The sequence below is a fragment of the Amycolatopsis sp. 195334CR genome, from assembly GCF_017309385.1.
Classification (GTDB): Bacteria; Actinomycetota; Actinomycetes; order Mycobacteriales; family Pseudonocardiaceae; genus Amycolatopsis.
Genome location: NZ_JAFJMJ010000001.1, coordinates 1,785,287 through 1,797,932, shown reverse-complemented (window position 1 = coordinate 1,797,932; position 12,646 = coordinate 1,785,287). Strand labels below are relative to the sequence as shown.

14 protein-coding genes are annotated in these 12,646 nt (G+C 70.7%); 4 read left to right on the top strand and 10 right to left on the bottom strand.

The annotated features are described in order from the left end of the window. Nucleotides 1-18 precede the first annotated feature (18 nt). Both JYK18_RS08750 and thpD read left to right on the top strand, forming a co-directional pair. Complete coding sequence (locus JYK18_RS08750; RefSeq protein WP_113694800.1) at nucleotides 19-411, top strand: ectoine synthase; 393 nt, start codon at nucleotides 19-21, stop codon at nucleotides 409-411. A gap of 41 nt (nucleotides 412-452) precedes the next feature. Next, entirely contained in the window at nucleotides 453-1,349 is an 897-nt protein-coding gene (thpD, locus tag JYK18_RS08745; RefSeq protein ID WP_374194998.1) for an ectoine hydroxylase, read from the top strand. Between the two features lie 201 nt (nucleotides 1,350-1,550). Here thpD and JYK18_RS47965 read toward each other — a convergent pair whose 3' ends face one another. Together JYK18_RS47965 and JYK18_RS08735 are read right to left on the bottom strand one after the other, a co-directional pair. Then, nucleotides 1,551-2,054, bottom strand: a complete 504-nt coding sequence (locus tag JYK18_RS47965; protein WP_206801610.1) for a GNAT family N-acetyltransferase — start codon at nucleotides 2,052-2,054, stop codon at nucleotides 1,551-1,553. Continuing rightward, a complete protein-coding gene (locus tag JYK18_RS08735) occupies nucleotides 2,051-2,320 on the bottom strand; it encodes a DUF1778 domain-containing protein (RefSeq protein WP_206801609.1) in 270 nt (89 codons plus the stop codon). Before JYK18_RS08735 ends, JYK18_RS47965 begins: the two co-directional genes overlap by 4 nt. Before the next feature lie 127 nt (nucleotides 2,321-2,447). On the opposite strand from JYK18_RS08735, the gene JYK18_RS08730 reads away from it, so the two are divergent. Continuing rightward, nucleotides 2,448-5,249, top strand: coding sequence for a BTAD domain-containing putative transcriptional regulator (locus tag JYK18_RS08730; RefSeq protein WP_307795829.1), 2,802 nt, complete (start codon nucleotides 2,448-2,450; stop codon nucleotides 5,247-5,249). A gap of 666 nt (nucleotides 5,250-5,915) precedes the next feature. Here JYK18_RS08730 and JYK18_RS08725 read toward each other — a convergent pair. The 8 genes from JYK18_RS08725 to JYK18_RS08690 all read right to left on the bottom strand — a co-directional run bounded on the left by JYK18_RS08725 (nucleotide 5,916) and on the right by JYK18_RS08690 (nucleotide 11,704). Next, complete coding sequence (locus tag JYK18_RS08725) at nucleotides 5,916-6,794, bottom strand: hypothetical protein (RefSeq protein WP_206804111.1); 879 nt, start codon at nucleotides 6,792-6,794, stop codon at nucleotides 5,916-5,918. Next, entirely contained in the window at nucleotides 6,788-7,294 is a 507-nt protein-coding gene (locus JYK18_RS08720) for a hypothetical protein (RefSeq protein ID WP_206801607.1), read from the bottom strand. The genes JYK18_RS08725 and JYK18_RS08720 overlap by 7 nt, the downstream gene beginning before the upstream one ends. A gap of 27 nt (nucleotides 7,295-7,321) precedes the next feature. Further along, nucleotides 7,322-7,840, bottom strand: a complete 519-nt coding sequence (locus tag JYK18_RS08715) for a hypothetical protein (protein WP_206801606.1) — start codon at nucleotides 7,838-7,840, stop codon at nucleotides 7,322-7,324. Nucleotides 7,841-7,852: 12 nt separating this feature from the next. Next, the gene (locus JYK18_RS08710; protein WP_206801605.1) at nucleotides 7,853-8,386 is read right to left on the bottom strand and encodes an OmpA family protein; all 534 of its coding nucleotides are present in this window, start codon (nucleotides 8,384-8,386) and stop codon (nucleotides 7,853-7,855) included. A 40-nt stretch (nucleotides 8,387-8,426) separates the two neighbouring features. Continuing rightward, complete coding sequence (locus JYK18_RS08705) at nucleotides 8,427-9,137, bottom strand: ESX secretion-associated protein EspG (RefSeq protein ID WP_206801604.1); 711 nt, start codon at nucleotides 9,135-9,137, stop codon at nucleotides 8,427-8,429. Nucleotides 9,138-9,139: 2 nt separating this feature from the next. After that, on the bottom strand, nucleotides 9,140-10,420 hold the full coding sequence (locus tag JYK18_RS08700; RefSeq protein ID WP_206801603.1) for a hypothetical protein: 1,281 nt from the start codon (nucleotides 10,418-10,420) through the stop codon (nucleotides 9,140-9,142). After that, on the bottom strand, nucleotides 10,420-10,827 hold the full coding sequence (locus JYK18_RS08695) for a hypothetical protein (RefSeq protein ID WP_206801602.1): 408 nt from the start codon (nucleotides 10,825-10,827) through the stop codon (nucleotides 10,420-10,422). Before JYK18_RS08695 ends, JYK18_RS08700 begins: the two co-directional genes overlap by 1 nt. Before the next feature lie 76 nt (nucleotides 10,828-10,903). Beyond that, nucleotides 10,904-11,704 carry an SGNH/GDSL hydrolase family protein gene (locus JYK18_RS08690; protein ID WP_206801601.1) on the bottom strand — a complete coding sequence of 267 codons (801 nt, stop codon included), beginning with the start codon at nucleotides 11,702-11,704 and terminating at the stop codon, nucleotides 10,904-10,906. A 255-nt stretch (nucleotides 11,705-11,959) separates the two neighbouring features. Between JYK18_RS08690 and JYK18_RS08685 the strand changes: the two genes are divergently transcribed. Further along, on the top strand, nucleotides 11,960-12,631 hold the full coding sequence (locus tag JYK18_RS08685; RefSeq protein ID WP_206801600.1) for a DUF3159 domain-containing protein: 672 nt from the start codon (nucleotides 11,960-11,962) through the stop codon (nucleotides 12,629-12,631). The last annotated feature ends 15 nt before the right edge of the window (nucleotides 12,632-12,646 follow it).

Sequence of the window (12,646 nt, the reverse complement as noted above, 5' to 3'; positions counted from 1 at the left end):
AGCTAAGGAGACACGACTTTGATCGTCCGCACCCTCGACGAGATCACCGACACCGACGCCGACATCAAGACGCCGAACTGGCGCAGCAAGCGCATCATCCTGGCGAAGGAGAAGGTCGGCTTCTCGGTGCACGAGACCACGCTCTACGCGGGCACGGTCAACGACTTCTGGTACGCCAACCACATCGAGGCCGTTTTTGTCTACGAGGGCGAGGGCGAGCTGGTCAACAAGGCGACCGGCGAACGCCACCAGCTCAAGCCCGGTTCGCTGTACCTGCTCAACGACCACGACAAGCACCAGGTGCTGCCCAAGACCGACATGAAGACGGTCTGCGTCTTCAACCCGCCGGTCACCGGTCGCGAGGTGCACGACGAGAACGGCGTGTACCCGCTGGTGACCGAAGAGTCCTGACGGAAAGAGCGAAGCACGAGGAGGCGAGCAGTTTGACTCTGATGGACACCCGGATCGGGGACGCCTACCCGACCCGACTCCCGGCGGGGGAGGCCGGGGCGATCGACCGCCTGGACCCCACGGTGTGGGGCACCGAGGCGGACGGTCCGATCGACGCGGCGACCTTGGCTTCGCACGACGCCAAGGGGTACTCGGAGGTGGAGGGCCTGCTCTCCCCGGCCGAGGTGCAGGCCTACTGGCAGGAACTCGTCCGGCTCTCCGGTGACGAAGAGCTGAAGGCGGACGAGAGGGTGATCACCGAGAAAGCCAGTGGTGAGGTCCGCTCGATCTTCGAAGTGCACAAGATCAGCGACCTGATCAACGAGCTGGTCCGGGATCCGCGAGTGCTCGACCGGGCGCGGCAGATCCTCGGGTCCGACGTGTACGTCCATCAGAGCCGGGTCAACTACATGCCCGGGTTCCGCGGCAACGGCTTCTACTGGCACTCCGACTTCGAGACCTGGCACGCCGAGGACGGCATGCCGGTGCCGAGGGCGGTCAGCTGCTCCATCGCGCTCACCGACAACTACCCGTTCAACGGCGGGTTGATGGTGATGCCGGGTTCCCAGCGCACGTTCGTGCAGTGCGCCGGGCGGACCCCGGAGGACAACTACAAGTCCTCGCTCAAGGAGCAGAAGGTGGGGGTGCCCCACGAGGACGAGATCGCGAAGCTCGCCGCCGAGCACGGCATCGAGCAGTTCACCGGTGCCGCGGGCTCGGCGCTGTGGTTCGACTCGAACATCATGCACGGCTCCGGGAACAACATCACCCCGTACCCGCGCTCGAACATCTTCCTGGTGTTCAACAGCGTGGACAACGCGGTGGTGGAGCCGTTCGCTGCGGAGAAGGCGAGGCCGGAGTTCATCGCCGGCCGCGACTTCACCCCGGTCCGGCGATAATCGTTATCAGGCCGCGAGGGGTAGCTCTTCGCTAACCCTTCGTGGCCTGTTACGTTGTCTCCGTCACGGTTGTTGTGACGCGACGGTTACTCCTTGCTCGGGGTGAGACCGTCCGCTCGCCGGCCGTGGCAGTCGGCAACACCGCCCTGCACCATCAGATCGGGACTGATGGTGCAGGGCGGTGTTGTGTCCGGGGTTGTGTCAGAGGGCCTTGAGCGCGGCGCGGGCGGAGCTGATCTTCATCACCAGCCGGTCCTCGGTCTGCTTGACCGGTACGAAGCCGAACCGGGAGTAGAAGGCCGCGGCGTTGTCGTCGATGGCGTCGACGACGATCAGGCGGCCGCCATAGGCTTCCGAAGCACCGATGATGCGACTGATCGCATCGAAGAGGAGTTCTCCGCCCAGTCCCTGGCCGTGCAGGGTTTGGTCCAGCGCCAGCTTGGCCAGTAGGTAACCGGGGATGGCCGAGGTGTAGCCGGAAGCTTGTCCGCCACTGAGGTCGGCACGGGCGACCATCGTGGGCGTGATCGAGTAGTACGCCCGGATCTTGTCGCTCTCGGGTTCGGTCCACACGTTGGTCCGCGCGGTGTCCGCGCGCTGAGCGCGCCAGGCTTCGTTCGCCAACCACCGGTTGAGGTCGGTGACCTTGCAGTCGAACTCGCCGGAATCGTGGTGCTCGGCCAGGAACTGGGACTGGTAGATCACTTGCGTTCGAACCGCCTCGGGCGGGCAGCCACCTCGGCGAGCTTCGGTGCGGGATCGGGAGCGTCCAGTGACTGCAGCAAATCGTCGAACTGGTCCTCGGGCATCAGGGTGATGGCGGTGCGGGCCAGCACCTTCTGCGCGCGTTGCACCGCGGCACTGCGGGTGAAGTCCGACAACGTCTCGTGAACGTGCTCGGCGGCGCTTTCCAGCAGTTGCCGGTCGGCGCTGCTCATGCGCAGCTCCACGCGATCGTTCTTCGTGCTCATGCTGACAACTGTACGGCAGGTGTACGGACACGCCAAGGTGGTTTACCGGCGATCGGTGACACGCCGCTTCTCGCCCGGTTTGCGAGTAACGTCTTCCCCTGCTCGTCCACGACGCAGGGGAGGCGTAGTGAGCGAAGGGGATTTCGCGTCCCGGCAAGCCTGGTTCCAGCTGCTCGGGCCGGTGCAACTGCTCGCGGGCTCGCGCCCGGTACCGGTCGGCGGGCCCGGCGTGCGCGGCCTGCTGGCGCTGCTCGCCTTGCACGCCAACAAGGTCGTTCCACTGGACGACATCATCGACGCGTTGTGGGGCCACGATCCACCGGCCACCGCGCGGACCATAGTCCACGGCAACGTGTCCCACCTCCGCCGCGTGCTGCGGTCCATCCAGGGCGACGGCGGCGACGGCGCGCAGATCCACACCAGCCCGCCCGGCTACCAGCTGACCGTCGACCCGTCGCAGATCGACGTGCACCGCGCGCGGGCGCTGCTCGAGTACGCCAGCGCGGCCGGCGCCGAGCGCCGCGCCACCGTGCTCGCCGAGGCGCTCGCGCTCTGGAAGGGCCCGGTGCTCTCCGGCGTCCCGGATTCGGTGCACGCGCCCGAACTGGAGGACCTGCGCCTCGCCGTGCACGGCGCCCGGGTGGACGCCGACCTCGAACTCGGGCGGCACGCCGAGTTGATCTCCGAGCTGACCACGATGGTCCGCGAGAACCCGTTGGCGGAACGCACGATCGGCCAGCTGATGCGCGCGCTCTACCACGCCGGCCGCCGGGCCGACGCGCTCGCGGTGTACCGCCGCGCGGCCCGGCACGTGGTCGGCACGCTCGGCATCGACCCCGGCGGCGAGCTGCGCGAACTGCACGACCGCATCCTGCGTGACGACCTGGCCGACCCGTCGGTGCCCAAGGGACCGCCGCCCCGGCTGGTCCGGGTGAGCCCGGCGCAGCTGCCGCCCGCGGTGCCGCGGTTCGCCGGGCGCGCGGACGAGCTGACCTGGTTGGACGGTCTGGTCGAGCACGCGCGGCACGGGGCGAGCGTGGTCGGCGTGGTCACCGGCGCGCCCGGCGTCGGCAAGAGCGCGCTGGCGATCTCGTGGGCGCACCGCACCGCGGGCGACTTCCCCGACGGCGTGCTGTTCGCGACGCTGCGCGGGTTCGACCCCGAGCACCCGCCGCTCGCGCCCGGTGAGGTGGTCACCCAGTTCCTGCTCGGCCTCGGCGTCCGGCCCGCCGAACTCCCGGAGAAACCACACGAGCGCATCGCGCTGTACCGCTCACTGCTGGCCGATGCGAACGTGCTGGTCGTGCTCGACGACGCGCGTTCGGCCGAGCAGGTCCGCCCGCTGCTGCCGCCGGCGCCGGGGTCGGTGGCCGTGGTGACCAGCCGCGCGCGGTTGGACGGGCTGGTGGTGTCCAGTGCGGCGCGCCTCCGGGCGCTGGAGACGATGCCGCCTGCCGACGCGGTGCGGTTGATCGAGGAACTGGCCGGGCCCGGTGACTACGGCAAGCTGGCCGAACTGTGCGCGTACCTGCCGCTGGCGCTGCGCATCGCCGGCGCCCGGCTGGCGGTGAGTCCACAGTGGACCGTCGACGACCTGGTCGCGGAGCTGGCCGACGAGCGGACCCGGCTGACCGCGTTGGACGTGGCCGGGGTGGACGTGGCGGAGACCAGCGTGCGGGCCGCGCTGGACGTGTCGCACCGGGGGCTGCCCGAGCCGGTCGGCGCGTTGTTCCGGTTGCTCGGCGCGTTCACCGGGCCGTCGATCGGGCCGCACCTGGCCGCCGCGCTCGGGGGTACCGGTGTCGCCGAGGCGCGGCGGTTGTTGCGCACGCTCGCGGCGTACCACCTGCTCACCGAGGTCGGCCGGGACGTGTTCGCGCCGCACGACCTGATCCGGCTGTACCTGCGCGGGCTGGCCGAGACGGAACTGGCCGCCACCGAACGCGAAGCCGTGCTGCGGCGGTCGGTGCGGTACTACCAGGCGGCGGGCGACCGGGCGCGGCGGCGGCTGCTGCGCATCGTCGACTCGCTCGACTTCTCCGCCGCGGTGCCGGAGTCGGAATTGCCCGGCTTCGCCGACTTCGACGACGCGCTGGACTGGTTCGCGCTGGAGTGGCCGAACCTGCTCGAAACCTGCGAGGCCGCCTACCGCGCCGGGCGGTTCGAGGACGCCTGGCAGCTCGCGCGCGTGGTGCACACCTATCGCGTGGTGCGGCCGCTGCGGGACGAGTGGACCGGGTTGGTCGAGCTGGGCCTGGCCGCGGCGAAGGCGTCCGGGAACCCGCTCGCGCACTGCTGGATGCTCATCTCGCGGTGCGCCATCGCGCTCACCTTCGGCATCGACGGCGGTGGGCTCGCCGATGCCGAGCGCGCGCTCGAACTGGCCGTCGAGGTGGGGGACAAGCGGTTGCTGGTGTCGGCGAACATCCACGTGGGCGCGGCGCTGAGCAGTTCCGGCCGGTACGACGAGGCGATCGAGCGGCTGCGGCACGCGATCGCCGAGACCGAGCGGACCGGCGATCCGGCGTTGCGCGGGCAGGCGCTGAACAACTGCGCGGAGGCGGAGAAGCTGTCCGGGCGGTTCGCCGAGGCGATCGAGCACCAGCTCGGCTCGCTCGCGATCGACCGTGAACTCGGGGACGACAGTTACGCTGTGGTATCGCTGAACAACCTGGCGGAGCTGTACCTGGAAACCGGCGAATTGGGCGAAGCGGAGCGGTATGCGCGGCAGGCGATCGGCCTGACGACCAGCCGTGGATTCCTTCTGCAGGAGGGCGTTTCCCGGGCGGCGCTGGGTCGGGTGCGGAAGGCCCGTGGCGACCGGGTGCAGGCCCGTGAGCAGCTCGAACTCGCCGAGGAACGGTTCCGGCAGGCGGGCGCGCCGTGGCCGGTGGAGCTCGGTGCGGAACTCGCCGCGCTGGACGAATAGCGGTAAGTCACCGGCGAAGTCCAGTGAGCGGAAGATCTTCGCGGACAGGTGAAATATCTACTTAGTGAACTCTTAGCAGGGTGGCGGCGCTCACGCGTAGTGTTCAAAACGCGGTGATCGCCCGGCGGCCGGGGAGGGCCACAAGCCGGCGATCACCGCGGCTTCCGGTGCCGCGGTGGGACGCGAGCGGAAGCCACCGCGCCGGACCGGGCCAGGGGGAGGGTCCGGCGCACCACCAGCCGGCCGGCGCGCCGAGGGGGAGCGCCGGCCGGCTGTCAAGCTTCCTCCGCTGTCCGCTGTCCGCTGTCCGCTGCCCGCTGCCCGTTGCCCGCTGCCCGCTGCCCGCTGCCTCACGCTCGCTTCCTCGCTGGCTGCCGCTGCCCGCCTCGCCGCCCGCTACCTCGCCGCTCGCTGCCTCGCTGGCTGCCGTCCGCTGCCCGCTTCCGGCTGCCTCGCCGCCTCACGCTCGATGCCTCGCTGCCTGCCGCCGCCCGGTGCCCGCTTCCGGCTGCCCGGCGCCTCATGCCTGCTGCCTCGCTGCCTGCCGCCCGCTGCCCCGGCGCCCGTGCTGTGAATGTGGCTTTCACTGCCGAATCCGCTGTGAAAGCCACATTCACAGCACTCGGGAGGCACCCCGGCAGGCCCGTGACACCCGAGAAAAGGGCGTTAGAAGAGGCTGGTTTCTGGCGTGATTTCGAGCAGTTCGTACACCGGGCGGCCCCGGCGGCCGTCGATGGTGGTGGTGCGGACCACCCGCAGGCGCGCGGTGACCGGCCGGTCGAGGTTCAGTTTGATCTCGTCCAGCAGGTCCGGCGCCACCGCACCCTGCACCGTGCCGCCCGACTCGCGCTCCAGGTAGAAGATCCGCCGCCGGGTGCGCACGCCGTCGAGCCTGCCGGACACCGTCTCGTACCCGACCTCCTCGCGCGACTCCCGCAGGCTGCCCCGCAGCACGCGCGCCTGCTCGGTGGTCATGCTCCGCAGCACGTCCTCGCCGGCCGTCGTGGTCAGCTGCAAGCCGATCCCGGCGTTCTTGCTCACCGCCGCCACGATGTCGCTCACCGCGTTCCGCACGGTGTCGCGCTGCAGCAGCACCGCGTCCAGCGCGCCGTCATCGGAACCGTTGGCGGGCAGGAAGTCGCACAGCTCCTTGACCGCGCGCTCCGACAGCGTCTCGATGCCGTCGTGGATGAGGGCGTCGGCGGGCTCCGGCTCCGGGAAACCGAAGAACAGCGTGTTGCCCGCCTGCCCGCGCTGGATCAGCGGTGCCTTCTCGCGATCAGCGGGCTGCACGTAGGTGATCTCGCTCTGCGGATCGCGGATGATCCGGCCGATCTTCGCCGTCGCGTCCTGGAGGGCGCGGCCGATGTCCGAGAACGTGTACGCGTCCTGCTGCGACGACCCGATCACCGACACCCGCAGCAGCGGCGACCGCGAGGTGCGCTCGAACTTCGCGTGCGCCGCCATCGCCGACGCGCGTGCCAGGTCGTCCAGCCACGTCCCGCCGGGGATGTCCTCGGCCAGCTCGCGGAACTTGTTCACCAGCGGACCTCCGCGTACCCCTTCACGAGCCCTTCGATCGGCCCGTACGGCCCGCGCACCGACGACCAGGTCTGCGCCCACGCCTCCTCGTGCCCCGGCACGCACAGGTAACCGTCGAGCAGGCCACCGACCGGCTGCACCTGGTCCAGGTACATCGCGGGCTGCCCGATGATCGCGCCGCGCAGCGTGACCATGCCGTACAGCGCGGCGCGCGCGGCGCCGTCGAGCTTCTTCAGGCTGCCCCACTCGTCGGGGATGAGCACCACGTCGACGGTGCCCGGCGGCTCGTTGGACCACAGCGCCAGCCCGCCGTCGATCCAGGCGCGCCCCGACGGGATGACCCGGCACACCACGCCGAGATAGCTGCTCAGCGCGCCGAACAAGATCTCGCGCTCGTTCTGATAGGGCGCGTCGCAGACCAGGCGCTCGTAGATATCGGCCAGATCCGCCGGATGCGCGCCGGGTGGGAGCACCCCGTCCGCGGTCCAGTGCGGCAGCGGCATCGACCCTCCTCGAATGGACAGCCGAAATTACCAGTTGCGCTGCCGGGGCTCCGCAGGCGGCCAGTCCTCGTCGGTCGGCCACGCGGGTTGGGCGTTCTCCACCGGCCACTCGATCTCGTCCGGCTGACCGCCGCGCGGCCGCTCGTCCGGGTAGTCGTCCCGGGGGTAGCCGTCGTCGGGGTAGGCGTCGACCGGGTGCAGGTTGCCCGGGTACGAGTCCGGGTACGGGTCGTGGCCGGCGTAGGGCTCGTCCTGGTCTTCCTTCGGGAAGTCGTTGTCGTGCCCGTAGGCGTTGGGCTCGGGGTGGGCGTGGCCGTTGCGGGGGCGCTCGTCGTAGGTGAAGCCGTCGTCGTAGTCGTCTTCGGGATAGACCACCGGAGCCGCCGGCGCCTCGTCCTCGTAGAACGGCCTCGACGGCAGCGCCGCCGCCTCGGCCCGCGCCAGCTCCTTGCGGTGCACCACGGACAGCACCACCCAGGTCAGCAGCACCCCGAGGCCGAAGGCGACCAGCAACCAGACCCAGATCTGGCCGAACAACCACAGCATCGTCGAATCCCCCTACTTGACCGTGATCTCGACCCGGCGGTCGTCCCCACCGCCCGCCTTGGGTCGCGTGTCCCCGTAGCCCTTCGCGGTGATCCGCTCGGCGGGCACCGCTTCACCGGCGACCAGCTTCGCCACCGCTTCCGCGCGCTGCCGCGACAACTCCAGGCCGGACTCCTCGTCCCCCGGCGTCTTCGCGACGTGCCCGCCCACCTCGAAGGTGGCGTCCGCGGGCGCCTTCGCCAGCACCTCGCGGATCCGGGAGACGGTCTGCTCGCTCTCCGCGGTCAGCTCGGCGGTGTCCGGGGTGAAGGTGATCGGCTCGGCCGCGAGCAGCTGATCGATTTCGGCCTGGAGCTCGCGCTTCGCGTCACCGCCCTCGGCGCCTTCCGCGGCGATGGCGGGCTGGGCCGGGGGCGCCGCGGCGGGCGTGCCCGACCGCTGCGCCAGCTCCGCCTCCAGCCGGGCACCGTCGGTCCAGGTGATGACCAGCGCCAACGCGGCGGTCACCACCAGCGCCAACGGGATCAGCAACAGGCGGCCGGACATCTTCTGACCATAACTTGAGGGTTCATCCGGGTGCTAATCCTCAGTAGGGCCGGAGGGCGGAATCCGCCGCGTGCAAATGGCGCACCATCGCCTCCGGCGTGCCGGAAGCGCAGTTGACCTGCGGTTCGGCGCCCTTGCCCTCGGTGACGAAGGTCATCACGCGACCGCGTCCGGCGAGGTCGAGCACGGTCAGCGGCGCACTGCGCCGCCGGGAGCCGCCGCGGTCCGGGCGGGCGGCGTGCAGCTTGTGCACCCCGGTGCGCCGCGAGCTGGTCAGCTCGGTCACCGCGTCCGCGCCCGACTTGGGCACGCGCAGCTCCGGCACCTTGGCGGGCGGCACCCGCGGCAGCGAGTCCACCAGGCAGCGCTCGGGCGCGTGGTACTCGGCGTGGTCCAGCCGGATGTGCGTGTCGTCGCGGAACACCCGCACCGCGCTGCCGAACTCGTCGGTGGCCACCAGCACCCCGGCCGAGTTGCCGGAGTCGACCAGGCCGACCCAGCCGTAGAACTCGCGGTCGGCCTCGGCGAGCACCTTCAGCACTTCCTTGAAGTGCCTGCTCAGCACCCCGTTGCGGGCCAGCCCGGCGCGGTTGAGCCCGTCCACCACGCGGCGCTCCAGGTCGCGCTGGGTGTCCGAGTCGGCCCAGCGCTCCTCGATGCCGATCACCGGGTGCAGCGGGCCCAGCCGCTGCCACTTCCACGCCTGCCGGAACGCCGCCAGCGGCAGCACGATCGGCTGGGGCAGTCGCACGCTCACTGCCCGATCACCGGCGGCGCCGTCCGCTCGTCCGTGCCGAAGATCGCGTCGGGATCGGCTTCCTCCAGGTAGGAGGCACGGCGGTGCTCGCTGTCCTCGCCGCCCTGTCCGCCCTGGCCACCGCCGCCGCCGCCCATGCCGCCCATACCGCCGCGGGCACCCGCGCCGGAACCGGAGCCGCCCGGCGCGCCACCGGGTGCGGCGGGCCCACCGGCACCGGGCAGGCCGCCCGCGCCGACCCTGGCGCCCGCTCCGGGCGCACCGGCGCCACCGCCGGCCCCCGAACCACCACCGACACCCGAGCCACCGCCGCCGACCCCGGCCGACGGGATGCCGCCACCGGGACCGAAGGCACCGGCGCCGAAGTCACCACCGGCACCGCCACCGCGCGGCCCGAAGCCGTTGGGGCCGCCCTGCGGCAGGCCGGGGATGCCCGGCCAGGCCGGCTTGTTCGGCTTCGGCGGCTGGTACCCGGACGGCGTGGTGCCGATCGGGATGGGCGGGTTCGGCGGCTGCACCGGCGGGTGGTGCGGCGGCTGCACGGGCGGCGGGATGTTCGGCGGCGGCGTGGTCGGGTGACCGGTGAATCCGCTGACGCTGGTCGAATCGTCTTTTTTGGGAATTCGGTATTTCCCGTCCTGATCGCCCTTGTCGTCGCCGGGATCGCCCGGTTTGCGTGGTTCGACCTCGAAATCGTTTCCGCTGTAACCGGGGACGTGCCCGTAATCGGTGACCATCGACGCTTTGTTGTCGTCACTGGTCTGCACGTAGACCGAGTACTTCTCGCTGTTCTCGGAGACCTGCTGGTTGCGCTGGTTGATCTGGTCCTCGGTGTCGGTGTCCCACGGGGTGGCGCTGTCCCAGAACCCCTTTTCCGGCGGGTCGTTCGACACCTGGTGCAGGTTCGCCTTGAGCGCGTCGAAGCTGTGCACCTGGTTCTGCACGATCTCCGAGTTCACCTTGAGCGTCTTCGCGGCGACCTCGGCGACGGTGGCCAGCGGCTGGATGTTGGCGCGCGCCGAGTCGGAGGCGCTGCCGGTCCACGCCGATTCGAGCTTGGCCACCAGCCGGCGCGCGCCGTCCTCCAGTTCGCGCTGCTCGTCGTGCTGGTTCAGGCCCAGCTGCCGCGCCTCCTGGAGGCTGGCCGGACCGGCGCCGTCGCGGATCATCTGCACCAGGTCGCCCGGCGGGATGAACGCGCCGTCCTCCTCCAGCTTCTTCAGGTACTCGTCGAGCCCGCTCCAGGAGCCGCCCGCCTGACCGAGGAACCAGCCCATCAGTGCTCGCCGGCCTTCCGTGCCGCGGCGGCCGAGTTCGCGTCGGCCTCTTCGACGTTGCCCAGCGCCTTGTTCAGCTTGCCGACCAGGTCACCGAGGTACTTCGACTGCAACCGCAGGTGGTTGATGTAGTTGACGCCGGTGGCGTTGGCCGCGGCCACGTAGCGCTCGCTCGCCGGATCCCGCCCCGGTGGCGTGATCCGGCTGAGCGGCGCGGTGGCCATGATCTGGGTGTCGACCAGCACCCGCAGCTGCTTCGCCTCGGTCAGCACGTTGATCATCTCGCTGCGGCTCATGGCGAACCCGCCGGCGGGCGGCCCGGCCGCCCCCGGCTGCGAGTCCGTGATCACCCACGGGACCACGTCGAGCCACTTGCCGATGTCAGCGGGCTGTTGCCATGTGGACACGACGAAACCGCCTCCCCCCAGTCACTTCAGGTGACGGACAATAGTCCACACCTGACGCTCCTGTCCGGAAAACCCCTCAGGGAGTGGGCTGGGACTCCACCAGCCCACCGTCCGAGGGACGCAGCGGGTCCAGTCGCGGCCGCTTCGGCGTGAGCCCGTCACCCAGCGACTCGCCGCGCAGGTGGCGGCGGATCCACGGCAGCAGGTGCGTCCGCGTCCACTCCAGATCCGAGCGCCGCAGCGAGATCCAGGTCGGCTCCGGCTCGGCGGGCCACGGCTCGCGCCAGTCCTGGCTGGTCGGCACACCGAGCACCTCGGCGGTGCGCAAGGCGATCCGGCGGTGCCCGTCCGGGGTGAAGTGCAGCCGGTCGTCGCTCCACGCCCGCAGGTCGTGCAGCGCGTCCATCGACCACAGGTCCACCACGTGCGCGCCGTGCCGGTCGGCGATCGCGCGCACGTGGGCGTTGTAGATCGCCACCTTGCCGCGCAGGCGGTTCATCACCGACATCACCTTGGTGTCGGGACCGGTGTACACGGCCACGGTGATGCCCGCGGCGCGCAGCGCGACCACGGCCTCCTCGAAGCGCGCGGCCACCGCGTCCACGTCCACGCCGGGCACCACGATGTCGTTGCCCCCGGCGCACAGCGTCACCAGATCGGGTTTGAACTCCAGCGCGAGCGGGATCTGCTCGTCGACGATCTCGGCGAGCATCTTGCCCCGCAGCGCCGTGTTGGCGTAACGGAAGTCACTCCGGCCCCCAGCCAGAATCTCGGCCAGCCGATCGGCGAATCCCCGGAAACTGCCGTCCGGAAGCTCGTCGTTCAGCCCTTCGGTGAAGCTGTCGCCGACGGCGACGTAGCTGTCAAAGCCAAACACTCTGGGTCTCCCTCCACCCCGTGCCCTGCGAAAACCTCTCCGGTAACGGCATCAACACTCGAAGATCGCCCCACAATCCCGATTGCCGCAACCTCTGTTTTGCTCGGACGTCACAGTGTCGTACGTCCACCGTCATCTTGGCACCCGTAATTAGACGCCCTCGACCGGCCGCCCGGCATCATCCTGCGGAATGATCTAGCGGATCCCCGGAAGGTAAGGGTGCCCTTCGCTGGCGGTTTGAGGCAGGCTGTAGGGGTGACCGAGTCCCCTTCGACCGAATCGCGCGAGTCACTGGCCCAGCTGCTCGGCGGGCGCAAGGGCGCGCTGGACGCGAGCGTGCCGCCGGCCGCCTTCGTGGTCGGCTGGCTGGCCGCGGACTCGTCCATCGCCTGGGGTGCCGGGGTGGCCATCGGGGTCGCCGTGGTGTTAGGGGTCTTCCGGCTGGTCACCGGGGACAAGGCGCGGGCGGTGGTGGTCAGCCTCGCGGCGGTCATCGCGGCGGCGCTGATCGCGCTGCACACCGGGCGCGCGGAGGACTTCTTCCTGATCCAGCTGCTGTCCAATGTGGCCAGTGCGCTGCTGTGGGCGGCGAGCATCGTGGTGCGGTGGCCGCTGCTGGGCGTGGTGGTCGGCTTCGCGCTCGGGCAGAAGACGCGCTGGCGGCGCGACCCCGAGCTGCTGCGTGCGTACTCGCGGGCGAGCTGGATCTGGGTCTTCGGCCAGTACACCCTGCGCGTGCTGGTGTACGGCTCGCTGTGGTGGAGCGGCCAGGTGGTGGCGCTGGGCATCGCGCGCACGGTGTTGTCCTGGCCGCTGGTGGCGCTGACGCTGGCGGTCAGCGGCTGGGTGCTCTACCGCTCGCTGCCCGCCGAACACCCCGGTCTGCGGCACCCGCGGCTGCCGGAGGAGCGCACCGGGGAGAAGTAGACGGCCCCCGGCGAG